We start from the raw sequence: 23,756 nt of genomic DNA, 5'->3' as shown, positions 1-23,756 counted from the left end.
CGGGGACGCCGAAGCGCTGGCGAGAACTCGCCCAATGGCCGTCCCCCAGGCCGATCGCGCCGTTATCGGCGCCTTATTTCACGAAGCGCGCCAGCAGGCGGATGTAGGCCACCTGGTAACCGTTGGAGTTCTCGCTGATCGACCACGAGTTCAGCGGCCAGCCGTCGTTGAAGTCGAGGTAGGACTTCTGCGGCGGTTGGCCGTACGGCGGCGTCGGCCGGGTGGTGCCGCATTTGGGCGAGACGCCGGGGCAGCCGCCGTCCCAGTCCCACTGGTTGCCGGCCGGGCCGCCGACCAGGAAGCCCGGCGCCGGGCCGTACGGCGAGGTCCTGGCGTCGTCCCACGGGGTGCCGTCGAAGAACCAGCTGTGCCAGATCTGGTTCACCGAATTCTCGGCGCCGAAGGCGTACATATTGGTCAGATAGACCTTGCCCAGCGGGTTCACGCCGTGCAGGTAGTGCAGGTAATCGCCCGCCGCGCTGGCCACCTGCTCCGGCGTGTGGCGGCTGATGCCGTAGTAGCCCTCCTCGGCGAACAAGGTGCCGGCGTTGGCCTTGACGCTGTTGCTGGACCAGGTGTAGGCGCCGATGAAGGCGCGGTACGGGTCGGTCTGGGCGTCGACCTTGCCCCAGCCGTCGTACTCGGCGCGTCCCCACAGGTCGAGGTATTGCGAGCGGATCGCGGTGGCCACGCTGGAGGTCGCGCCGGGCAGCGAGGCGTAGTACAGCAGCGGGCGCGCGTCGCCGGCGCTAAATCCCGACAGCGACCAGTTGGCGAACATCTGCGCCTCCGTGTAGTGCGCGTCGACATAGTTGCGGTACGTGGCCTCGCCGGTGGCGGCGAACATCTTGATGGCCGTCATCAGGCGCATCGTCTTGCGGCCGTTGTCGTCGGTCTCCTGCTGGCCGACGGCCAGGCCGGCGGTCCCGCGCGAGGCGTCGTTGTTGTAGAACACGACGTTGGGGTTGGCCTGGGCCCAGTTCCAGGCCAGCCTGGCGCGCGCCAGCAGGTCCGCCGCGTAGGTGTTCAGCGCCGCGTTGTTGAGTCCGCCCAGCACCTTGGCGCCCTCGGCGAAGGCGGCCGCCGTCGCCAGCGTGGCCGCCGTGCTGGCGTCGCCGTAGTAGCTGGCGCCGGTGGCCGACGACGGCGGGCTGGCGCCGGCCAGGCCTTCGACCGACAGCACCGAGCCGTCGCTGTTCTGCGCGCGCTTGAGCCAATCGAGGCCCCACTTGGCCTCGTCGAGGATGTCCGGGATGCCGTTGTACGATTCGGGGATGTTGAAGTCGTCGGTGAACACGGTGGGGTTCTGGAGGTAGGCGTCCATCAACTCCTGCGCGTAGCCGGCCGTCCAGCTGGTGTACTTGTTCAAGTCGCCGGCGTCGTACCAGCCGCCGCGCAAGTCGCGCGCGGTGGCGGCGTTGTCGGGGTCAAGGAAGCGGCGCGCCTGCGTGTCCTGCCCGGCCTTCAGGTGGCTGGCGCCGTCGGCCCACTTGCTGCCGGCGTTGGCCGCGCTCTTGGTCTGGCCGGCGCGCTGGTAGAAGAAGGTGCGCACGGCCTGCACCAGCACGTTGCGGTAGACGTTGGCGCCGATCTCGAAGCGCATCGATTTCTGCTGGCGGTCGATGTCGACGATCTCGTAGGTGCCCGGCGCGGTGACGCCGCTGAAGTCGAAGTGCCACACCTGGTCGCCCGACGACGGGTCGACGGCCTGGCTCTTCCATTCCTGCGGCCAGCCGCTGAAGACGACGGCGCCGGTGGCCGCGTTCCTGACCTGGATCTGGCCGGGCCAATAGCTTTGGCTGCTGTCGTAGCCGGTGCGGGGCCAGCGCAGCACCGCCACTTTCCTGGCGTTGGTCAGGTAGCCGAACTGGTCGACCACGATGAACTTGCCGGCGTTCGCTTCCGGCGCCGGCCAGACGGTGAAGTTGTGTTGCTGGACCGTTTTGGCGCCGCAGCTGTTGGTCAAGGTGGCGGTGGCGGTGCAGTTGGCGGTGAGCTTGACGGTCTGCTCGCGCGACGAGCCCGAGGTGCCGCAGCCGCTCCACGACCAGCCGCCCGAGGACGGCTGCGGCCCGAGCATGACGGTGGTGCCGGTGTTGACCGAGGCCGAGGACTGCGCGCTCCACGCGCCGGCGCCGTTGATGTTGAGGAAGGGCGTGACAGCGGTCGGCTGGCACGTCTGCGCCCAGGCGGGCGCGCCAAGCGCCGCCAGCGTCAGCAGCACGCTTTTTTTAATATGCATATCATCTCCGTGGTTGTGGTGCGTTCGGGCCGGACTTGCCACCTTCCCCCCGGCCGTCGGCCGGGCGGCACGACTTCAGCGGCCGGCCGTCGTTGAAGCCGCTGTGTCTTGCAATCGAACAGTCATTGGTGTCCGGGCGCGCACGACGGACAGGTCCACCGCGCGCCCATCGCCCCCATCGCCACCGCCAGCGCCAGCGGCACCAGCGCCGTCCTCATGGCGCGCCCGGCTCCACCAGCACCGGGCCGATGACGCCCGAGGGTTGGCCCGGCTGCGCCTCGAGCAGCACGGTGAGCGTGCGCCACGGCGGTCCCTTGGCCAGCGGCAGCGACAGCGGGCCCGGGTCCGGCGCCGACTTTTCGCCCAGTTTGACGCCGTCGACCCACACCTCGGCGCGGCCGGCGATCTCGCGGAACAGCAGGCGCGCGTTGCCGTCGTTGCGGTCGCCGCGCAGGCCGAGCGGCGCGCGGTAGGTGCGCCAGCGCTGCGCCTCGGGCGCCTGCCTGAGCGGCGGCGCGCCCCAGGCCCAGCTGTTCATGTCGCTGTCGGCCAGCATCAGGTTCGGGTCGGGGCGGCCCGCCTGCGGCGGCGAGATGCGCCAGCCGCCGACCCGCACCACCGGCTGCGCCTCGGGCACGGCCGGCAGCGCCGGCACCGCCCGCACCGGCAGCACCGCCTCGGCCGCTTGCAGTCCGTCGGCGCTGGCGCGCAGCGTCAGGCCGCCCTGGCCGCCGCGGCGGCTTTGGACGATCACCTGCGCCAGGCCGTTGTAGAGGTCGCGCTCCGGGGCCTTCTCCGATGCGTGCGAGTTGGGGTCGCCGTTGCCGACGCCGATGATGGCGCCGGGGCCGGCGAGCTCGAAGCGCGCGTGCAGGTTGGCCGTCGGCACCGGACGGCCCCGGGCGTCGACCGCGCTCACCGTCACCGGCACGGCGTCGGCGCCGTCGCCGGCCAGCGCGTCGCGGTCCGGGGTGAGCACCAGGCGCGCCGGGGCGCCGCTGGTGTCGACGCCGTCGCGGCCGACCTCGGCGCCGTCGCGCAATGCCACCGCCTCCAGCCTGCCGGGCGCGTACGGCACCTCGAAGGTGGCCATGTCGTAGCGGTCGACGTCGCGCTCGCCGACGACGGCGCCGTTCAGCAGCAGGCGCGCGCGCGGCGCGTTGGTGGCCACCAGCACCTTGACCGGCTGGCCCTCGCGCCCGGCCCAGTTCCAGTGCGGCGCCACCTTGATCACGGTGCGGTCTTTGCGCCACAGGGCTTGGCGGATGAAGAACGCCGTCTTGGGGAAGGCGCACAAGTCCATGATGCCGAAGAACGAGCCGGCGCTGGGCCACTCGTGCGGGGTCGGCTCGCCGCGGTAGTCGATGCCGGTCCAGACGAAGCCGCCGGCCAGGAACGGCCGCTCGTCGATCAGCCGCCAGCTGCGCCGCTGCGTCTGGCCCCAGTTGGCCGCGTCGTCGTCGTAGCTGGCCACCAGGTGGCCGTTCCAGTCGGTGGCGTATTCGCCGCGCGACATGAAGGCCGAGGTGTCCTCGGAGCTGAGCACCGGCTTGGCCGGGAAGGTCTTGTGGAAGCGGTCGTACTCCGGCACCTGGTAGTTGATGCCGGCCACGTCGAGCGCCTGGGCGGCGTTCTTCTCGGCGAACAGGCCGGCGTTCATGGCCGCCGTCACCGGGCGCGTCGGGTCCAGCCTGCGCACCTCGGCCACCATGCGGCGGGCGATCTGGAAGCCGATCTCGCTGCCCTGCAGCGCCTCCTCGTTGAAGATCGACCACAGGATCACGCTCGGGTGGTTGCGGTCGCGCTTGACGAGCCAGGTCAGTTGCCGCAGGTAGTCCGGCGAGGGGTTGAAGTTGCGGTTCTCGTCCATCACCATCAGGCCGAGGCGGTCGGCCAGGTCCACCACCTCGGCCGCCGGCGCGTTGTGGGCGAAACGGACCGCGTTGGCGCCCATCGCCTTCATCTGGCGCATGCGGAATTCCCAGATCGCGTCGGGCACGGCGACGCCGACGCCGGCGTGGTCCTGGTGGATCGCCACGCCCTGCAGCTTGACCGCTTTGCCGTTGAGGAAGAAGCCGCGGTCGGCGTCGAAGCGGATGGTGCGGAAGCCGGTGCTCAATTCGACGCGGTCGAGCTCCTTGGCGCCGTCGCGCAGCACCGCGCGCACCCGGTACAGCGCGGGGCGCTCGAGTGTCCACAGGCGCGGGTCGCGCACCGCCAGCGTCAGCCGCGCTCCGGCCTTGCCCAGCGCCTCCGCGCGCACCGGGGCGCTGCCGCGCGCCACCTCGGCGCCGGACGGGTCGAACAGGCGCACGTCGAGCAGCGCCTTGCGCGCCGTCCCGGCGCTGCTTTCCACCTCGACCGCCACCGGCAGCGTCCAGCGGCCGTCCTTCATGACCGGGTTGGCGTGCACGCCGTCGGTGGCGATGTGCAGCGCGTCGCGCTTGACCAGCCAGGTGTGGCGGTAGATGCCGGCGCCTTCGTACCACCAGCCCTCCATCACCTCGGCGTCGACGCGCACGGCGATGGTGTTGACCTCTTCGCCGTAGCGCACATACGGGGTGATGTCGAGCGCGCGGCCGTTGTAGCCCGACCAGTTGCGGTTGACGACGATGCCGTTGACCCACACCGTGCTGTGGGTGGCGATGGCGTCGAGCTGCAGCTCCAGGTGGCGGCCGCGGTCGGACGCCGGCAACGTGAAGTAGCGCCGGTACCAGCCGATGCCGCGCGGCCGGTAGCCCTGCGATTTGTTTTGCGCGGCGTCGAACGGGCCCTCGACGGCCCAGTCGTGCGGCAGGTCGACGCGGCGCCAGTCGGAGTCGTCGTAGTCGGCGTTGGCCGGCCCGTGCGCCTCGCCGGTCTGCGCGCTGCGGTAGCTGGCGCCGTGTCCGGTGATCGACGGCAGCGGCACGTCGCCCTGCAGGAAGCGCCAGCCGGCGTCCAGCGATAGGCGTTCGGCGGCGGCGTGGCCGCAGCACGTCGCGGCGAGCGCGATCAGACAGGCCGCGAACGTGCGCAGGGGCCGTGTGTATGTCATCTTGCTTGTCTCCAGGCGGGGCTGATGGTGTTGCTAATCGTGCGGGAAATGCTATCACCGCCGATCCGCGTCCGAAACGGCCGGGCGCGCGATTGCGGAATATTGTTCGGCGCATTGGTCATTTCTATGATCCCGCCGCCGGCCGGGAACGACGGCGCGCCGGGGCGGCCCGGCGCGCCGAAAAAAATTCGCCGATTGGACTTCTTGATTTGAAATTGCCCTGCTATAATGTTGTCTTTCGCGGCTGTAGCTCAGCTGGATAGAGTACTTGGCTACGAACCAAGGGGTCGTGGGTTCGATTCCTGCCAGCCGCACCAAAATTCGTAAGACGGAGGGCCTGAAGAGAAATCTTCAGGCCTTTTTTCTTTGCGCGACGACGATCGGCCGCCCGCCGGGATCAACTCCTTGATTATCGTGTCCCCAAGGCCGCCGCGGCGGCACATTGCTATTGGCATTTTTGCCAAAATGCCCGATGATTTGACGGTTATCGGCCCAAGGAGTGTGCATGACCATCATCACGAGCATCGAAGACCTGCGCCTGCTGGCGAAGAAGCGCGTACCGCGCATGTTCTACGACTACGCCGACGCCGGCTCCTGGACCGAATCGACCTACCGCGCCAACAACGAGGACTTCGGCAAGATCAAATTCCGCCAGCGGGTGGCCGTCAATCTGGAAAACCGCACGCTGGCCAGCACCATGGTCGGCGAGCCCGTCGCCATGCCGGTCGCGCTGGCGCCCACCGGCCTGACCGGCATGCAGCACGCCGACGGCGAAATCCTGGCCGCCAAGGCCGCGGAAAAATTCGGCGTGCCGTTCACCTTGTCGACGATGAGCATCTGCTCGATCGAGGACATCGCCGCCCACACCAGCAAGCCTTTCTGGTTCCAGCTGTATGTGATGAAGGACCGTGAATTCATCAACCGCCTGATCGACCGCGCCAAGGCCGCGCGCTGCTCGGCGCTGGTGTTGACGCTCGACTTGCAGGTGCTCGGCCAGCGCCACAAGGATTTGCGCAACGGCCTGTCGGCGCCGCCCAAGCTGACCATCGCCAACATGATCAACCTGGCCACCAAGCCGCGCTGGTGCTTCGGCATGCTCGGCACCAAGCGCCGCGGCTTCGGTAACATCGTCGGCCATGCGACGTCGGTGTCGGACATGTCGTCGCTGTCGTCGTGGACCAGCCAGCAGTTCGATTTGAGCCTGTCGTGGAAGGACGTCGAGTGGATCAAGCAGCGCTGGGGCGGCAAGTTGATCATCAAGGGCATCATGGACGCGGAGGATGCGCGCCTGGCGGTCGACAGCGGCGCCGACGCGCTGATCGTCTCCAACCACGGCGGCCGCCAGCTCGATGGCGCGCAGTCGTCGATCGGCGCGCTGCCGGCCATCGTCGAGGCGGTCGGCCGGCAGATCGAAGTGCATATGGACGGCGGCATCCGCTCCGGCCAGGATATGATCAAGGCGGTGGCGCTGGGCGCGAAGGGCGTTTATATCGGGCGTCCGTTCCTGTACGGCCTGGGCGCGATGGGCGAGCAGGGCGTGAGCAAATGTCTGGAGATTATCCGCAACGAGGCCGATTTGACGATGGCCTTCTGCGGCCTGCGCGATCTGCGGGATATCGACCGCAACATACTTCTTCCCGGGACTTATTGAGAGGGCAGCCATGAAAGACCACGATCTGAATCCGAAAGTCGACGCCTACATCGGGCGTCTCAAGAACTGGGCGGACGAGGTGCGTGAGTTGCGAACGATCTGCCTCGATAGCGGACTGGCCGAGGACTTGAAGTGGGGCGTGCCGTGCTACACGCTCGATGGCCGCAACGTGGTGTTGATCCACGTGTTCAAGGAGTACTGCGCGCTGCTGTTCTTCAAGGGCGCGTTGCTGAAGGACGCGAAGGGCATCCTGGTCCGGCAGACCGCCAACGTGCAGGCGGCGCGGCAGGCGCGCTTCACCGGCGTCGAGGAAATCCGCAAGCTGAAAACCGTGTTGAAGACCTATCTTGCGGAGGCGGTGAAGGTCGAGCAATCGGGCCTGAAGGTCGAGTTTAAAAAGACCGAGGAGTTTGCGGTGCCGCAGGAGTTCCAGGCCAGGCTCGATGAGATGCTGGAGCTGAAAAGCGCGTTCGAGGCGCTGACGCCGGGACGCCGGCGCGCCTACCTGCTGCATTTCTCGTCGGCCAAGCAATCCAGCACGCGCACTTCGCGCGTGCTGAAGGCCATCCCCAATATTTTGAACGGCAAGGGTCTGGACGACTGATTATCAGCCGACCACGTTGTCGGGTTTTCCCGCTTGCCACGCTTCGATGTTGTCGATCAGTTGATCGGCCAGCACCTGCATCGCCTGCGAACTGGCCCACGCCGAATGCGGCGTGAGGATGAAATTCGGCAGCCGCAGGTTGAGTAGCACGTTGTCCTCCGGCGGCGGCTCCTTGGTCAGCACGTCGAAGCCGGCGCCGGCGATCACGCCGGTGCGCAGCGCGTCGGCCAGCGCCACCTCGTCCACCAGGCCGCCGCGCGCGGTGTTGATCAGCAGCGCCGAGCTTTTCATGCGTATCAGCTCCTTGGCGCAGATGATGTTGCGCGTCTTGTCGTTGAGCGGCAGATGCAGGCTGAGGACATCCGAGGTTTCCAGCAGCTCGTCCCACGAGACCTGCTTGACGCCGTCGTCGGTGACCGGCGAGCGGTTGAACACCACCACCTCCATGCCGAAGGCGCGCGCGATGTGCGCCACCGATTTGCCCAGGGCGCCGTAGCCGGCCAGGCCCAGGCGGCTGCCCGCCAGATCGGAGACCGGATGGCCGAACAGGCAGAATCGCTCGGACTTTTGCCACAGCCCCGCTTCGATGTCCGCGCGGTAGGCCACCAGTTGGCGGCGCAGCGCTAGGATCAGCGCGAAGGTGTGCTCCGGCAGTGTGTGCACCGCGTAGTTGCGGATGTTGGAGACGACGATGCCGCGCTCGCGGCAGGCCGCCAGGTCGACGATGTCGGTGCCGGTGGCGGCCACCGCGATCATCTTCAGGTCCGGCAGCCGCGCCAGGTCGTCGGCGCGCAGCGGCACCTTGTTGGTGATGGCGATGGTGGCGCGCGCATCGAGCAGGCGCGGCGCCGCGTCGGCCGCGCGGGTGGCCGGATATTCGGTCCATTCGTGCGCGAAGGACGGCTTGCGCACCTTGGCGATGACGCTGTCGCGGTCGAGGAAAACGATGCGGTGTGCTTCAGTCATGGAGCGACCTCGTAGGATGCGACACGCGCCGCCGGTGGTGGAGCCTTCGGCAGGCGCATGCCTGGATGATTGGAAAACAGTTCGGCGACCCATTCGACGAACACCCGCACCTTGGCCGACAGGTGGCGGTTTTGCGGGTAGACCACGTGCACCGGGATCGAGTCGGAGCTCCATTCCGGCAGCACCGCCTCGAAGGTGCCGTCTTCGAGCATCGGCTCGAGCAGGAAATTCGGCATCTGCACGATGCCCAGGCCGGCCATCCCGGCCGCCGTGTAGGCGGTGGTGTCGTTCAGGGCGATGTTGCCGGGCAGGGCCACCTGCACTCGCTCGCTGCCGCGCGTGAAATCCCAGTCGATGATTTTACCGGTCTTCGATGAGAAATAGTTGACGCACAGGTGGCGCAGCAGTTCGTCCGGGTGGGAGGGACGGCCGTAGCGGTCCAGGTAGGACGGCGTGGCGCAGGTGACGAAGTGCAGGATGCCGACGCGCCGGGCGATCAGGCTCGAATCGACCAGCTGGCCGGCGCGCACGGCGCAATCGACGCCTTCCTCGACCAGGTCGACGGCGCGGTCGCTGCAGCCCATCTCCATCTGGATATCCGGGTAACGGGTGAAAAAATCGGGCAGCGCCGGTACCAGCACGCTGCCGGCCAGGCCGGTGGGGACGTCGACCCGCAGCCGTCCGCTGGGGCTCAGGCGGGTGCGCGACAGCGATTCCTCGGCGTCGCGCACGTCCGACAGGATGCGCAGGCAGCGCTCATAATAGGCGGCGCCGTCGGCCGTGACGCTGACGTGGCGGGTGGTCCGGTGCAGCAGCTTGACCGCCAGCGACGCCTCCAGCGACTGGATCAAGGTCGACACCGTGGCCTTGGGCAGTTGCATGATCTCGGCCGCGCGCGTGAAGCCGCCGGAGTCGACCACGTTGACGAACACTTCCATCGCTTGCAGTTTATTCACTTATTCCCTCCATTGTTCGGAATCCTGAACAATCAATTCGACTTTACGCTATTTATCGGATTGTAGAACAAGTTTAAGATTGCTGTACTGCACCAAGGAAAGCATGGGCTGTTCCGGGGCAGAGGCAAGTTGTTACACCACGCAGGAAGGGGAGCATCATGAAATATCGGGACGGAATTTTTGCAACGGTTGCGATCGCGCTGACATCGGTCGCGCTGGCGGGCGTCGTCTACACCGATGTCTACTCGCAGACGGCCAAGGCCGAAGTGCGCGGCGTTCGTGCCCTGACCGAGGTGGCCAGCGGCGACGCGCTGGCCTGCGCCGACACTTCGCTGATGTCGGCCGATTCGGCCGACCTTGCCCGCACGGTGCGACAGTGACGATCAAGCCGCAGGATGACGCGCTGCCGGAGCTGTCGGATCGGCTGAAGATCCGCACTCTGGAGGTGCGCGGCGCCGAAGGCCCGCTGCCGGCACGCCTGTACACCAGCGGCGACGCCGGCGCCAAGCGCGATACGCTGACGGTGTTCTTCCACGCCGGCGGCTTCGTCGGCGGCGATCTGGAAGACGCCGACGGCTTCCTGCGCCACCTGGCCGACGACCATCCCGGCATGGCGGTGCTGGCCTCGGGCTACACGCTGGCGTGCGTGCGGCCGTTCCCGGCGGCGGTGGAAGACGCCCACGCCGTGCTGACCTGGGCCAAAAAGAACAAGGCCAAAATCGGCTGGACCGGCAAGCAGCTGATGGTGGCCGGTATCGAAGCCGGCGCCAACCTGGCGGCGGTGTGCGCGCTGATGTCGCGCGACCGCGGCGGCCCGGCGCTGGCCGGCCAGATCCTGATCATGCCGATGCTCGATCCGGGCCTGACCACCTGCTCGATGCGGGAAATGCAGCAGGCGCCCGAGTTGCTGGACGTGGCCGACGCCTGCGCGGCGGCCTACCGCGGCTACCTGCCCAATGCCGCCGACCGCACGCACCCGTACGCGTCGCCGCTGCAATCGAGCCGTTTGAAAAACCTGCCGCCCGCGCTGATCCTGTCGACCGAGGACGATCCGCTGCGCGACGAGGCCGAACAATACGGCGCCAAGCTGATTTCGTGCGGTGTCAAAACCACCGTCATCAGGATGGCGCCCCAGCCCCTGCAGGATCCGGGGGCGCGCAACGAATGCGCGTGCAAATGCGCCGCGCTGGGAGAAATCGCCAGTTTCATCACTGGCCTGGGACGGTCCGGGACGCCGCCAGCCTGATAGGGACCTCCCCATCCTTTAGCAGTATCCGTAGTCACGTCCCCACCGGCTTGCCGGCGGGGCGCTAGTACCGTGTTTTCTCGATTTTCCGTTGAGGCAGCCGGTGCCGCCATTTCTATTAAATATTTTCATATAAAAGGGATTTAAAATGAAAAACATTAAACAATTCACCGCTGTAGCCCGGCCGCTGGCCGCCGCTATGGCGTTGGCGGGACTGGCCGCTTTCGGCCTCACGGGTTGCGACGACGCCACCGGCAAGACCGAGAATCCGGCCGCCGCCGGCGGCGGTCCACCGATTTCGGCCGCCGCCGTGGTCGAGAAAACCATCACCGAGACGCAGGAGTTCTCGGGCCGCCTGGAGGCGGTCGAGCAGGTGCAGATCCGTCCGCGCGTCAGCGGCTTCATCACCGCGATCAACTTCAAGCCGGGCAGCCAGGTCAAAAAAGGCGAGGTGTTGTTCGTCATCGATGCGCGCCCGTACCAGGCCGAGGCCAACCGCGCCGAGGCGGCCGCCAATTCGGCGCGCGCCAAGGCCGAACTGGCCAAGCTGGAACTGACCCGCGCCGAAAAACTGCTGGCCGATAAAGCCATCGCCCAGCGCGAATACGACGAGCGCGCGTCGAGCCAGAAGCAGCTGGACGCCGACGCCCGCGCCGCGCAGGCCCAGTACGAGGCGGCCAAGCTCAATCTGAGCTACACCCGCGTCGAATCGCCGATCAACGGCCGCGTGTCGAAGGCGGAAATCACGCTGGGCAACCTGGTCGACGCGTCGGCCGTGCTGACCTCCGTGGTCTCGCTGGATAACATCTACGCCTCCTTCGACGGCGACGAGGACACCTACCTGCGCGTCGGCGCCGCCGCCCACAAGGGCGAACCGGCCATCGTCAAGATCGGCCTGGCCAACGAAACCGGCTTCCCGCACGAGGGCAAGCTCGAATTCGTCGACAACCAGCTCGATCCGCGCAGCGGTTCGGTGCGCATGCGCGCGACGCTGGCCAACAAGGACGGCGCGCTGGTGCCGGGCCTGTTCGCCCGCGTGCAGCTGGCCGGCACCAGCGGCGCCAAGCCGACGGTGTTGATCAACGAGCGCGCCGTCAGCACCGACCAAAGCCGCAAGTTCGTGTTCGTGGTCGGCGCCGGCAACAAGGCCGAGTACCGTGCCGTCACGCTGGGCCCCCAGGTCGACGGCATGCGCGTGGTGCGCGAAGGCCTGAAACCGGGCGAGAAGATCGTCGTCAACGGCCTGCAGCGCGTGCGTCCCGGCGCGCCGATCTCGCCGACCTTGGTGCCGATGGATTCCGATCCGCTGGCCGCCAACGTCGCCAAGCCCGAGGCCAAGCCCGAGGCCAAAAAAGATGAAAAAGTCGCCGTAGTCGCGAACAAGACCGGCACCTCCAAGGAATAAGAATATGAACATCTCTCGATTTTTTGTCGACAAGCCGATTTTCGCGGCCGTACTGTCGATCATTATCTTCGTCGGCGGCCTGATATCGATCTTCAAGCTGCCGATCTCGGAATACCCGGACGTGGTGCCGCCATCGGTGGTGGTGCGCGCGCAGTACCCGGGCGCCAATCCGAAGATCATCGCCGAAACCGTGGCCGCGCCGCTTGAGGAGCAGATCAACGGCGTCGAGAACATGCTCTACATGTCCTCGCAAAACACCTCGGACGGCGCGCTGGCGCTGACCGTCACCTTCAAGATCGGCACCAACGTCGAGCAGGCCGAAACGCAGGTGCAGAACCGCGTCCAGCGCGCGCTTCCGCGCCTGCCGGAAGAGGTGCGCCAGATCGGCGTGACGACCGTCAAGTCGTCGCCCAACCTGACCATGGTGGTCCACCTGATGTCGCCCAACGGCCGTTACGACGACCTGTATCTGCGTAACTACGCGGTGTTGAACGTCAAGGACCAACTGGCCCGCCTGCCTGGCATGGGCGAGGTGCAGCTGTTCGGCGCCGGCGACTACGCCATGCGCGTCTGGCTTGATCCGCAGAAGGTCGCCCAGCGCGGCCTGACCGCCGGCGACGTCGTCGATTCGATCCGCGAGCAGAACGTGCAAGTGGCGGCCGGTGTGATCGGCCAGGGCCCGAGCAAGGGCGCCGACTTCCAGCTGACCGTCAATACCCACGGCCGGCTGCAAAGCGAGGAAGAGTTTGGCGACATCGTCGTCAAGACCAACACCGACGGCGCCGTCACCCGGCTGCGCGACGTGGCGCGCCTGGAGATGGGTTCCAACTCCTACGCGCTGCGTTCGCTGCTGAACAATAAATCGGCCGCCGCGATTCCTATTTTCGAGGCGCCCAACGCCAACGCGCTGCAGCTGTCGGCCGATGTGCGCTCGACCATGGAACGCCTGTCGAAAGATTTCCCGGAAGGCGTCACGTACGAAATCGTATATGACCCGACCCAATTCGTGCGGGAGTCGATCCGCTCCGTGATCCACACTTTGGTCGAAGCGATCATCCTGGTGGCACTGGTGGTGATCATCTTCCTGCAAACCTGGCGCGCTTCGGTGATTCCGCTGCTGGCCGTTCCCGTCTCGGTGGTCGGTACCTTCGCCGTGATGCTGGCTTTTGGCTTCTCGATCAACACGTTGTCGCTGTTCGGCCTTGTGCTGGCCATCGGTATCGTGGTCGATGACGCGATCGTGGTGGTGGAAAACGTCGAACGTAACATCCACGACGGCCTGGCGCCGCGCGAGGCGACCATCCAGGCGATGAAAGAGGTGAGTGGTCCGATCATCGCCATCGCCCTGGTGCTGTGCGCCGTGTTCGTGCCGATCGCTTTCGTCTCCGGCCTGTCCGGCCAGTTCTACAAGCAGTTCGCGCTGACCATCGCCATTTCGACCGTGATCTCGGCATTCAGCTCGCTGACCCTGGCGCCGGCCCTGGCCGCCGCGCTGCTCAAGCCGCACGACGCACCGAAAGACGTGCTGACCCGCGGCATGGACAAGGTGTTCGGCCGCTTCTTCGGCTGGTTCAACCGCTTCTTCAACCGCGCCTCGGACAGCTATGGCAGGGGCGTGACCGGCGTGTTGAAACGCAAAGGCGGTTCGCTGGTCGTGTACGCGGTGCTGGCCGTCGCCGCCGGCTTCATGTTCAAGCTGGTGCCACCGGGCTTCGTGCCGGCGCAGGACAAGCAGTACCTGATCGGCTTCGCCCAGTTGCCCGACGCCGCCTCGCTGGACCGCACCGACGCCGTGATCCGCAAGATGTCGGACATCGCCAAGGATATCCCGGGCATCGACAACTCGATCGCCTTCCCGGGCCTGTCGATCAACGGCTTCACCAACGCGCCGAACGCCGGTATCGTCTTCGTCGGCCTGAGCGCGTTCGAGAAGCGTCACGGCAAGGAGCAGTCGGCCGAAGGCATCGCCGCCGAAATGAACAAGCGTATGGGGTCGATCGAAGGCGCGTTCGTGATGGTGCTGCCGCCGCCGCCGGTCAACGGCCTTGGCACCACCGGTGGTTTCAAGCTGATGCTGCAGGACCGCGACAACCTGGGCTACGACGCGCTGTACAAGGCGGTGCAGGCGGTGCAGGCGAAAGCGGCCACCAATCCTAAACTGGCCGGCGTGTTCTCGGGCTACCAGATCAACGTGCCGCAGCTGTTCGCGGACGTCGACCGGGTCAAGGCCAAGCAGCTGGGCATCCCGCTGCAGACGATTTACCAGACCTTGCAGATCAATCTGGGCTCGCTGTATGTGAACGACTTCAATCAGTTCGGCCGTACCTACCAGGTGCGCGTCCAGGCCGACCAGCAGTTCCGTTCGCACGCCGAGGATATCGCCCAGCTCAAGGTCCGCAACGACAAGGGCGAGATGATTCCGCTGTCGTCGCTGATGCGCGTCAAGGACACCTATGGCCCGGACCGCGTGCAACGCTACAACGCCTTCGTCGCCGCAGAAATCAACGGCGCGCCGGCCCCCGGCGTGTCGTCGGGCGAGGCGCAGGCCGAAATGACCAAGATCGTCGAAGAGGTTCTGCCTAAGGGTATCGGCTACGAATGGACGGAGTTGGTGTATCAGGACATCCTGTCCGGTAACACGATGATTTATGTGTTCCCGCTGTGCGTGCTGCTGGTGTTCCTGGTGCTGGCCGCCCAATACGAAAGCTGGACCTTGCCGCTGGCGGTGATCCTGATCGTGCCGATGTCGATCCTGTGCGCCCTGATCGGCGTCAAGCTGACCCACGGCGACAACAACGTCTTCACGCAGATCGCCTTGTTCGTGCTGGTGGGCTTGGCCTCGAAGAACGCGATTCTGATCGTGGAATTCGCCCGCGAACTGGAACACCATGGCCGCAGCATCGTCGAAGCGGCGCTGGAAGCGTGCCGCCTGCGTCTGCGTCCGATCCTGATGACGTCGATCGCGTTCATCATGGGCGTGCTGCCGCTGGTGTTCTCGAGTGGCGCCGGTTCGGAAATGCGTCATGCGATGGGTGTGGCGGTGTTTGCCGGCATGCTGGGCGTGACCTTCTTCGGCCTGTTCCTGACGCCTGTGTTCTACGTGCTGCTGCGTAAGCTGGCCGTGCGCCTGGAGAAGAAACCCGCCATCGCCGGCGACGGCGCGGTGGTCAAACTGGAAGGGACCCACTAATATGAACAAGCTGCAAATGATCGCCAAAGGCGTGGCACCCGTGTTGGCAGCGCTGCTGATGACGGCGTGCGCCGCGCCGGAATTCAAACAGCCGGCGGTGGAAGTGCCGGCCGCCTTCAAGGAATCGCAAACGCCGTCGGCCGCCGACGTCGCGGTGCCGGTGAAAACCGCCGCCGACGGCAGCACCTGGAAACAGGCGCAGGCCGCCGAGGCGCAGCCGCGCGGCGAGTGGTGGCTGGCCTTCAACGATCCGGCCCTCAATGAGCTGATCGCCGAGGCGACCCGCGCCAACGCCAACCTGTCGGTGGCGGCGGCCCGCGTCAAGCAGGCCCGCGCCATCGCCGGCGTGGCCGAGGCGGACCGCATTCCGCAAGTCGGCGTCAACGCCGGCGCCCAGCGCCAGCGCCAGTCGGCGACCTCGCTCGGCCTGCCGCAAGGCACCGATGTCGCGCCGGGCAAGCTGTTTAGCGCCAACCTGACGGCCAGCTACGAGGTCGACCTGTTCGGCCGCGTATCGTCGAACGTCAGCGCCGCCCGCAGCGACGCCGCCTCGATCGAGGCGACCTACCGCTCGGTGCTGCTGTCGGTGCAGGCGGACGTGGCGCAGACCTACTTCCGTCTGCGCGCCACCGATGCCGAACTGGAAACGCTGCAGCGCACGGTGCAGACGCGCGAGGAGGACGTCAAAGTCAACCAGCGCCGCTTCGACCTGGGCGACATCGGCGAATTCGACTTGTCGCGCTCCAAGACCGAACTGGCGACGACGCGCTCCGAATTCATCGGCCTGCAGCGTCAGCGCGTGACGACCGAGCATGCGCTGGCGGTCCTGCTGGGCAAACCGGCGGCCAGCTACACGGCCGGCGTGACGCCGCTGCTGGACACGGCGCTGCTGCCGGTGATTCCGGCCGGCCTGCCGTCGTCGCTGCTGGAGCGCCGTCCCGACATCGCCGCCGCCCAGCGCACGATGGAGGCGTCCAACGCCCGCATCGGCGTGGCCCGTTCGGCCATGTTCCCGGCGCTGACGTTGAGCGCGAGCGGTGGCGGCTCCTCGGCCGACACCGTGGCCGAAGTGTTCAAGTGGAGCAGCCGTTCGTGGGTGCTCGGCGCGCTGATGTCGATGCCGATCATCGACGGTGGCCGCAACAAGAACAACATCCTGCGCAGCGAAGCGGCGCTGGAAGAGTCGGTCGGCACCTATCGCCAGAGCGTGCTGGTGGCCTTCGCCGAGGTGGAAGACAACCTGGCGGGCCTGCGCATCCTGGCCGGCCAGACGGCGCAGATGGAAGCGGCGCTGGTGTCGGCCCGCCGTTCCGCCGATCTGGCGCAGAAGCTGTACACGGCCGGCCGTTCGAGCTACATCGATCTGCTGGACGCGCAGCGCAACCTGGCGGCGGTGGAACGCACCGCCGTGCAGCTGCGCGGCACCCGCGCCGTGACCACGGTGGCGTTGATCCGCGCGCTCGGTGGCGGCTGGGACAGCGCCAACGGCGCCGCCACCACGCCGGCGGCACCGGCGGTGGCGCAGCAATAAGCACCAGCCCCGCATGCGGTTAGCGATACGCTAGCCGCGCCACTTAGGGGTCGTACCCCGTGCGGGGTACGACCCCGCCTGGCGGTGCGGGTTAATAAATAGATCGCCCAAGTAAAAAGCGGACCCGAATCAAATCGGGTCCGCTTTTTTTACGACTTGTTTAAAACAGCGCTAAGACTTACTTGACGACTGCAGGAGCCGGGGTGGTCGCGGCGTCGTGGGCTTCGGTCTTGGCGGCCTTGGCGTGTGCCTTGGCTTTGGTTTTGGTGGCTTTAGCGTGGGCGTCGGCCTTGTCGGCTTTTTCTTCAGCCTTGGCGACGGCTACGTCTTTTTTCGCGTCGGCTTCGGCCTTGGCGGTTTTTGCGTCGGCCTTGATGTCAGCTTTGGTTTCTTTCGCTTCGGCTTTGACGGCGGCTTTGGTTTCTTTAGCTTCTGCCTTGGCAGCTGCTGGAGTGGTCGGGGTGGTGGCAGGAGTTTGTGCAAAAGCTGCGGTAGCAAACAGGCCGGCGATCAGGGTAGCGATAAGTTTGTTCATGATGAAATCCTCATTCAAGTTGATTAGGGCCGGGACAATTCCCGTGTCACTGAGCAGAAAACGCGGCCCGGACACACCCCGTTGACGGGCTTTACAATCGCTTACATGTTCGCCAACGCACAGAGCGGCCGGCGGCGCGGGGCTACGCTGGCGTTTATGAGCGCATCCCTGAAAACCTATAAAGCCAAGCGTAACTTCGCGATCACCCCCGAACCGGCCGAAGGTGGCCAGGAGGGCGGCGAGGCGCTGACGTTCGTCATTCAAAAGCATTGGGCCAGCCGCCTGCACTACGACTTCCGGCTGGAGCTCGATGGCGTGATGATGAGTTGGGCCGTGCCCAAGGGCCCCAGTTACGACACCCACGACAAGCGCATGGCCGTCCATGTGGAGGACCATCCGATCTCGTACAACGATTTCGAGGGGACGATACCGCCCAAGCAGTACGGGGCAGGCAAGGTCATCATCTGGGACAAGGGTTACTGGAAGCCGCTGGACGATCCGCGCAAGGCGCTGGCGGCCGGGAACCTGAAATTCGAACTGACCGGGCATAAGATGCACGGCAAATGGGTGCTGGTGCGGATGAAGGGCAAGGGCGAAAAGCAGGAGCCCTGGCTGCTAATTAAAGAGAAGGACGACTACGCGCGGCCCGCCGAGGAATTCAGCGTGGTCGACGAGATGCCCGACAGCGTGAAGGCGTTGCCGCTGCCGGGCGCCGCCGCCCCGCTGCCGGCCAAGGTGGCGAAGGAGCCGGCGAAGGCCAAGGCGCCCGCCAAGGCCGCCGCACCCAAGGCCGAGCTGCCGGAGACTTTGACGCCGCAACTGGCGACGCTGGTCGACGCGCCGCCGTCCTCGCCCGAGGAGTGGCTGTTCGAGATCAAGTTCGACGGCTACCGCATCCTGGCGCGGGTCGACGGCAAGGACATCCGGCTGATCACGCGCAACGGCAACGACTGGACGCACAAACTGCGCCCGCTGCACGACGCCATCGCCAAAATGAAGCTGCCCTCGGGCTGGTACGACGGCGAGATCGTCGTCCACGACGAGGAAGGGCGGCCCGACTTCGGCCTGCTGCAGAACGCCTTCGATGAAAACCATCCCGGCGAAATGGTGTACTTCATCTTCGATATACCGTTCCACGACGGCCGCGACCTGCGCGACATGCCGCTGCGGGAGCGCCGCGCGATACTTGAAAAGCTGATGGAGAAAAAAGCCACCGACTCGGTGCGCTACAGCGCCGCGCTCGACGCCACGCCGCAGGATATGATCGCCGCCGCCTGCAGCATGGGGCTGGAGGGCATCATCGGCAAGCGGCGCGACTCGGCCTACACCTCGCGCCGCAGCGGCAGCTGGATCAAGCTCAAATGCGGCCAGCGGCAGGAATTCGTCATCGGCGGCTATACCGATCCGCAAGGCTCGCGCAGCGGTTTCGGCTCGCTGCTGCTGGGGACCTACGACAAGGACGGCAAGCTGCAATACGCCGGCAACGTCGGCAGCGGCTTTAGCGGCGCGTCGCTGGCCGAGCTGAAATCGAAAATGGATGCGGTGGCGTCCGACAAAAATCCGTTCGCGCCCAACAAGGAGATCGACAAGCGGGCGCACTGGCTCAAGCCGACCCTGGTGGCGGAGGTGGCCTTCGGCGAGTGGACCCGTTCCGGCTCGATCCGTCATTCCGTGTTCAAGGGGCTGCGCAAGGATAAGAAGGCCAGCGCGATCACGCGCGAGCTGCCGACCCATATGAAGGATAAGGAGAAAACCGATATGGAGACTTCGAGCGCCGTGCAGGGCAAGCTGCCGGCTTCACTGAAGGTGACCAATCCCGATCGTGTGATCGACAAGGAAAGCGGCGCCACCAAGATCGCCTTGGTGCGCTATTACGCGCTGGTTGGGGCGCTGATGCTGCCGCATCTGAAAGGCCGGCCGGTGGCGCTGGTACGCGCGCCCGCCGGCGTGGGCGGGGAGCTGTTCTTCCAGAAGCACTCCGAAACCAATAAGCTGCCGGGGGTGAAGAGCCTCGATCCGGCGCTGGACCCGGACCATCCGCCGATGCTGGAGGTGGCGACGGAGCAGGGCTTGCTGTCGGCGGCGCAGTGGAACGTGGTGGAGCTGCACACTCAGAACGCCAACGCTTCGAACTATGAAAAGCCGAACCGGATGGTGTTCGATCTCGATCCGGGTAAGAACGTGACGTGGAAGCAGATACAGGAGGCGGCGCAGCTGATGCGCGCTTTCCTCGATCATTTGGGCTTGCCGGCGTTTTTGAAGACCAGTGGCGGCAAGGGCTTGCACGTGGTGGTGCCGGTCAAGCCGGGGTATGGCTGGGATGACGTGAAGGCGTTTTCGCAGGCGATCGTGGCGCATATGGCGCAGAATATTCCGGAGCGGTTTGTGCTGAAGAGCGGGCCGAGTAATCGGGTGGGTAGGATCTTTATTGATTATCTGCGCAATGGGCGCGGCGCTACCACTGCGTGTGCGTGGTCGGCGCGGGCGCGGCCGGGGTTGGGGATTTCGGTGCCGGTGGCGTGGGAGGAGTTGGATAAGCTGGAGGGCGGCGACCATTGGACGGTGGCCACGGTGCATACGCGGCTCGATGTGGGGAATACGCCCTGGGATGGGTATGCGAAGGCGGCCAAGGGTTTGGCGCCGGCGATGAAGATGTTGGGGTTTAAGCCGGGTTCTGGGAGCTGATTTGCGTTGTTGGCGGCTCGGGGATGGCGGATTACGGCGTTCCGCCTAATCCGCCCTACGTGGATCTGTTGTTAAGCGGCTTTGCGTGGTGACGACGATTTGGCGTTGCTCTTGGCGCGTGCGGCGGCGGTTGGAGCCTTCTTTGCCGTGCTGGTTTTGCGGCGTGGAGCCGGTGCTTCTTCCTCTTCCTCTTCGTCGGCTTTGGCGGCGCTTTTGCGCGCCGGTGTCTTGGCGCCGCCTTTGGCCGGGCGCTTGCCCAGGCTGTCCTGCAGCAGTGCAACCAGATCCACCACGTTGGATGTCTTGGCTGGCTTGTCTTCCGGCTCGGCGGCGGTGATGGTCTTGGTTTGACCGGCTTTGACCTTTTTCTTCACCAGCGCCAGTACGTCGTCCTTGTAGGTGTCGTGGTACTGCTCCGGCTTCCATTCCTCGCTCATGCCTTCGACCAGCGATAGCGCCATCTGCAGCTCCTTGTCGCTGATGCCGGCCGCCTTCGCCGTGGCCGGTGGTAGCTTGAGCTCCTCCGCGCTGCGGATCTCGGCGGCGTAGCGCAAGGTGTTGAGCACGATCTTGTCGTCGACGCAGACCAGCGCGCACAGGTGCTGCTTGGTGCGGATCACCACCGTGGCGATGCCGATCTTGCCGGCCTTGCGCAGCGTTTCGCGCAGCAGCGCGTAGACCTTTGCGCCGCCTTTCGATGGCGCCAGGTAGTACGGCTGCTCGTAGTACGTCAGCGGCACGTCGGCGGCGTCGACGAAGGCCTGGATGTCGATGGTGCCGGTGGCTTCGACGTTGGCGCGCTTGAGGTCTTCGTCCGACAGCACGACATACTCGTCCTCCTCGTACTCGTAGCCCTTGACGATGTCGTCCCAGGTGACGTCCTTGCCCGTCTTTTTGTTATAGCGTTTGTAGCCCACGGGCGAAAAGTCGCGCCGGTCGAGCATCGTCAGATCCAGCTCGTGCTCTTGCACCGCCGAATACAGCTCGACCGGAATGTGCACCAGCCCGAAGCTGATGGCGCCTTTCCATAACGCGCGGGCGGCCATGGCTTAGCCCACCGAGCCGGTCACCGGCAGCACGATGCCGCTGATATAGCTGGAGCACGACGGCGCGGCCAGGAACACGTATGCCGGCGACAGCTCCTGCGGTTGCGCGGCGCGGCGCATGTCGGTGTCCTGGCCGAACTTGGCGATCTTGTCGGGCGACTGGTCGGCCGGGTTGAGCGGCGTCCACACCGGTCCCGGCGCCACCGCGTTGACGCGGATGCCCTGGTCCAGCAAGTTGGAGGCCAGCGACATCGTGAACGCGTGGATGGCGCCCTTGGTGGTCGAGTAGTCGAGCAGGTGGCTAGAACCCTGCAGCCCCGTCACGGACCCGGTGTTGATGATGGAGGCGCCGCGCTTGAGGAAGGGCAGCACCGCCTTGGCCATGTGGAAGTAGCCGTAGACGTTGGTCTTCATCGTCATGTCGAAGCGCTCCTCGGTCAGGTCGGTGAGCTTTTCGGCGTGCTCCTGGAAGGCGGCGTTGTTGACCAGGATGTCGAGTCGGCCGAAGCGCTCGTGCGTCTGCTGGGCGGCGTCGCGGCAGAACGCGGCGTCGCGCACGTCGCCGCGCAGCAGCAGGCAGCTCTGGCCTTCGGCTTCGACGTAACGTTTGGTGTCGATCGCGTCCTGGTCTTCGTCCAGGTAGACGATGGCGACGTCGGCGCCTTCGCGCGCGTACAGCACCGCGACGGCGCGGCCGATGCCGGAATCGCCGCCGGTGATCAAGGCCACCATGCCGGCCAGCTTGCCGCTGCCGGCGTAGTCGGGCGCCAGGAACTCGGGTTTGAGCTGCATCTGCGCCTCGAGCCCCGGCTTGGCCAGGTGCTGGGACGGCATCGTGCCGGGATACTCATGTTCGGTGGTCTGCACCGGCCCCTGGCGCTGGCCCGACTGGCTGCCGGCCTTTTCCTGTTTTGCGCGTTCGTCGGCCTGGTCCTGGCGCTGCTGGATTTCCCGCTGCTGACTGGCGGTGCCCGCGTCGGCCTTGTTTTCGGTGTTTGCCATGGTTCTCTCCTTGTGCGTCGAGGGGCTAGTATTGGCGCCCGGCGCGCGGATGACAGTGCGCTCTTTCACACATGCGCGCAGATGCGGTGACGCAGCGTTTGTGGCACACTGGCAGCACTCAATTCCAAGCAAAAATAGAAATACCTAGGGGCAACAAAAAAATGACCGAGATTCCAGACCGGTCCGACCGTGTTGGCGTGTATTTCAACGCCAGCCGCGATCGGCGCGCGCACTTCCAGGCCAGCTGCGGCCCGATCTTCTCGCAGCTGGCGATCGCCGACAGCGTCGACGGCACGGCCGCCGAGGTGGCCCGCGTCGCCGTCGGTTTGCTGGTGCTCGATTTGCACGGTTACGCGCGGCCCGGCGGGCTGGCGGCCGTCGGCGGCTTGATCGTCAACCGCGGCGGCGCGCCGGTGCTGGTGCTGTGCGGGTATGAGCAAAGCGCCTGGTTGCCCGAGTTGATGGCGTACGGATCGTTCGAGTACCTGATTTGCCCGGTGCTGGACGACGATCTGCGCGACGCCGTGCGGGAGGCGTTGGCGGCGCACGACGATCCGGCCGCCGTCATGCGCCAGCGCCTGTTCGACAAGGAGCGCGAGCTGCGCGATCTGGTGGCCTTGCAGCGCAGCGTGCAGCGCGCCCTCGACGGCCTTGACGACGTCGATGCGCTGGCGGCCAAGGCTTGTCTGGCGTTGTGCGATTTTCCGGCCGTGAGCCACGCGTCGCTGCTGCACTTGAAGCCGCACGGCGATTTGCGGCTGGTGGCGCAGGCGCCGTCCGACGGCCTCGATCTGGCCGGTCTGCTGGGGCATACCGACCACCTGTTGCAATCGCCGCTGCGCGATGTGTTCCCGCCGCTGATGGCGGTGTCCACCGGGCGCATGGTGTTGCTGGACGCGCCCGAGAAGGCCGGCGATCCGGAACTGGCCATGGCGCTGCACGACCGCCACGTGCGCATGGTGCTGGCGCTGCCGCTGCGGTCCGATATCGGCCATCCGGACGCCGGGACGGTCAGTGGCGCGATCTGCCTGATGTTCGACCGCCACATCGCGCTCTCGCGCGAGCAGTTCGCCAGTTTTTCCAGCCTGGCGCAGTTTGTCAGCCTTGGACTGGGCCTGAGCGAATTGAAGCACCGGAACGACGAGCTGTCCGCCCAGCTGTCGCACCTGAGCACCGTCGACCATTTGACGGGCGCCGCCAACCGCCGCGCCGGCGAGACGACGCTGGACAACGAATTGCGCCGCGCGCGCCGCTACGGCCTGCCGCTGACGGTGATGTCGTTCGAGGTCAGTAGTTTTCGTTCGCTGAACGATTTATACGGCCATCCGCTGGGCGACGCTGCCTTGCGCCTGGCCGCCGAGACGGTCAAGCGCCGCTTGCGCGCGTCCGACCGGCTGGCGCGCATGCGCGGCCAGGAGTTCATGATCGTCGCCACGCACACGTCGCCCGCCGACGCCATGCTGCTGGCCAAAAAGCTGCGGGTGGCGCTGGCCGGGGCGGATTTGCCGGCCTGCGACAGCGTCAGCGTCAGCCTGGCCATCGCGCATGCCGGCGTGGAGGAGGGCGTCGACGACGTCCTGGACCGGCTCGACGCGGCGCTGCAACGCGCCAAACGCGCTGGGCGCAACCATATTGAATTGGCGGGATAAGCGGGATTCGA

Annotated in this window: 17 protein-coding genes and 1 tRNA gene; 11 read left to right on the top strand and 7 right to left on the bottom strand. The window is 66.2% G+C overall.

Annotation, left to right across the window (positions count from 1 at the left end):
* Positions 1-73: 73 nt before the first annotated feature.
* Together JOD97_RS13625 and galA are read right to left on the bottom strand one after the other, a co-directional pair.
* On the bottom strand, positions 74-2,242 hold the full coding sequence (locus tag JOD97_RS13625; RefSeq protein WP_209718409.1) for a glycoside hydrolase family 9 protein: 2,169 nt from the start codon (positions 2,240-2,242) through the stop codon (positions 74-76).
* Positions 2,243-2,456: 214 nt separating this feature from the next.
* Positions 2,457-5,279 carry a beta-galactosidase GalA gene (gene galA, locus JOD97_RS13620; protein WP_209718405.1) on the bottom strand — a complete coding sequence of 941 codons (2,823 nt, stop codon included), beginning with the start codon at positions 5,277-5,279 and terminating at the stop codon, positions 2,457-2,459.
* A gap of 24 nt (positions 5,280-5,303) precedes the next feature.
* Here galA and JOD97_RS13615 point away from each other — a divergent pair, with 24 nt between their 5' ends.
* The 4 genes from JOD97_RS13615 (at position 5,304) to JOD97_RS13600 (ending at position 7,534) form a co-directional block, all read left to right on the top strand.
* Positions 5,304-5,492, top strand: a complete 189-nt coding sequence (locus tag JOD97_RS13615) for a hypothetical protein (RefSeq protein WP_209718402.1) — start codon at positions 5,304-5,306, stop codon at positions 5,490-5,492.
* Between the two features lie 27 nt (positions 5,493-5,519).
* A tRNA-Arg gene (locus JOD97_RS13610) sits at positions 5,520-5,596 on the top strand.
* A gap of 188 nt (positions 5,597-5,784) precedes the next feature.
* On the top strand, positions 5,785-6,930 hold the full coding sequence (locus JOD97_RS13605) for an alpha-hydroxy acid oxidase (protein ID WP_209718400.1): 1,146 nt from the start codon (positions 5,785-5,787) through the stop codon (positions 6,928-6,930).
* A 10-nt stretch (positions 6,931-6,940) separates the two neighbouring features.
* Entirely contained in the window at positions 6,941-7,534 is a 594-nt protein-coding gene (locus tag JOD97_RS13600; RefSeq protein WP_229264437.1) for a YdeI family protein, read from the top strand.
* A gap of 3 nt (positions 7,535-7,537) precedes the next feature.
* Here the strand turns inward: JOD97_RS13600 and JOD97_RS13595 are convergent, their stop codons facing one another.
* Both JOD97_RS13595 and JOD97_RS13590 read right to left on the bottom strand, forming a co-directional pair.
* The gene (locus tag JOD97_RS13595; protein ID WP_209718397.1) at positions 7,538-8,500 is read right to left on the bottom strand and encodes a D-2-hydroxyacid dehydrogenase; all 963 of its coding nucleotides are present in this window, start codon (positions 8,498-8,500) and stop codon (positions 7,538-7,540) included.
* Positions 8,497-9,456, bottom strand: a complete 960-nt coding sequence (locus JOD97_RS13590; protein WP_209718393.1) for a LysR family transcriptional regulator — start codon at positions 9,454-9,456, stop codon at positions 8,497-8,499. Before JOD97_RS13590 ends, JOD97_RS13595 begins: the two co-directional genes overlap by 4 nt.
* A gap of 158 nt (positions 9,457-9,614) precedes the next feature.
* On the opposite strand from JOD97_RS13590, the gene JOD97_RS13585 reads away from it, so the two are divergent.
* The 5 genes from JOD97_RS13585 (at position 9,615) to JOD97_RS13565 (ending at position 16,828) form a co-directional block, all read left to right on the top strand.
* Positions 9,615-9,836 carry a hypothetical protein gene (locus tag JOD97_RS13585; RefSeq protein ID WP_209718390.1) on the top strand — a complete coding sequence of 74 codons (222 nt, stop codon included), beginning with the start codon at positions 9,615-9,617 and terminating at the stop codon, positions 9,834-9,836.
* Positions 9,833-10,702, top strand: coding sequence for an alpha/beta hydrolase (locus JOD97_RS13580; protein ID WP_373999850.1), 870 nt, complete (start codon positions 9,833-9,835; stop codon positions 10,700-10,702). The genes JOD97_RS13585 and JOD97_RS13580 overlap by 4 nt, the downstream gene beginning before the upstream one ends.
* Positions 10,703-10,850: 148 nt before the next feature.
* Positions 10,851-12,107, top strand: coding sequence for an efflux RND transporter periplasmic adaptor subunit (locus JOD97_RS13575; protein WP_209718387.1), 1,257 nt, complete (start codon positions 10,851-10,853; stop codon positions 12,105-12,107).
* A 4-nt stretch (positions 12,108-12,111) separates the two neighbouring features.
* Positions 12,112-15,297 (top strand): efflux RND transporter permease subunit, encoded by a 3,186-nt coding sequence (locus JOD97_RS13570; RefSeq protein WP_209718384.1) that lies wholly within the window; start codon positions 12,112-12,114, stop codon positions 15,295-15,297.
* Between the two features lies 1 nt (position 15,298).
* The gene (locus tag JOD97_RS13565) at positions 15,299-16,828 is read left to right on the top strand and encodes an efflux transporter outer membrane subunit (protein ID WP_209718380.1); all 1,530 of its coding nucleotides are present in this window, start codon (positions 15,299-15,301) and stop codon (positions 16,826-16,828) included.
* 178 nt (positions 16,829-17,006) lie between these two features.
* Here JOD97_RS13565 and JOD97_RS13560 read toward each other — a convergent pair whose 3' ends face one another.
* Positions 17,007-17,363, bottom strand: coding sequence for a hypothetical protein (locus JOD97_RS13560; protein WP_209718377.1), 357 nt, complete (start codon positions 17,361-17,363; stop codon positions 17,007-17,009).
* A gap of 156 nt (positions 17,364-17,519) precedes the next feature.
* Here JOD97_RS13560 and ligD point away from each other — a divergent pair, with 156 nt between their 5' ends.
* Complete coding sequence (gene ligD, locus JOD97_RS13555) at positions 17,520-20,048, top strand: DNA ligase D (protein ID WP_209718374.1); 2,529 nt, start codon at positions 17,520-17,522, stop codon at positions 20,046-20,048.
* Positions 20,049-20,119: 71 nt separating this feature from the next.
* On the opposite strand, the gene JOD97_RS13550 is transcribed toward ligD, so the two are convergent.
* Positions 20,120-21,094 (bottom strand): Ku protein, encoded by a 975-nt coding sequence (locus JOD97_RS13550; protein WP_209718371.1) that lies wholly within the window; start codon positions 21,092-21,094, stop codon positions 20,120-20,122.
* 3 nt (positions 21,095-21,097) lie between these two features.
* Positions 21,098-22,096, bottom strand: coding sequence for an SDR family oxidoreductase (locus tag JOD97_RS13545; RefSeq protein WP_209718368.1), 999 nt, complete (start codon positions 22,094-22,096; stop codon positions 21,098-21,100).
* Positions 22,097-22,257: 161 nt separating this feature from the next.
* On the opposite strand from JOD97_RS13545, the gene JOD97_RS13540 reads away from it, so the two are divergent.
* Positions 22,258-23,745, top strand: coding sequence for a GGDEF domain-containing protein (locus tag JOD97_RS13540; protein WP_229264436.1), 1,488 nt, complete (start codon positions 22,258-22,260; stop codon positions 23,743-23,745).
* Positions 23,746-23,756: the final 11 nt, after the last annotated feature.

Origin of the sequence: Duganella sp. 1411, from assembly GCF_017833525.1 — a bacterium.
In the GTDB taxonomy this organism is placed as follows: Bacteria; Pseudomonadota; Gammaproteobacteria; order Burkholderiales; family Burkholderiaceae_D; genus Rugamonas.
The sequence above is the reverse complement of the archived record's forward strand: the minus strand, read 5'-3'. Positions and strand labels throughout refer to the sequence as shown.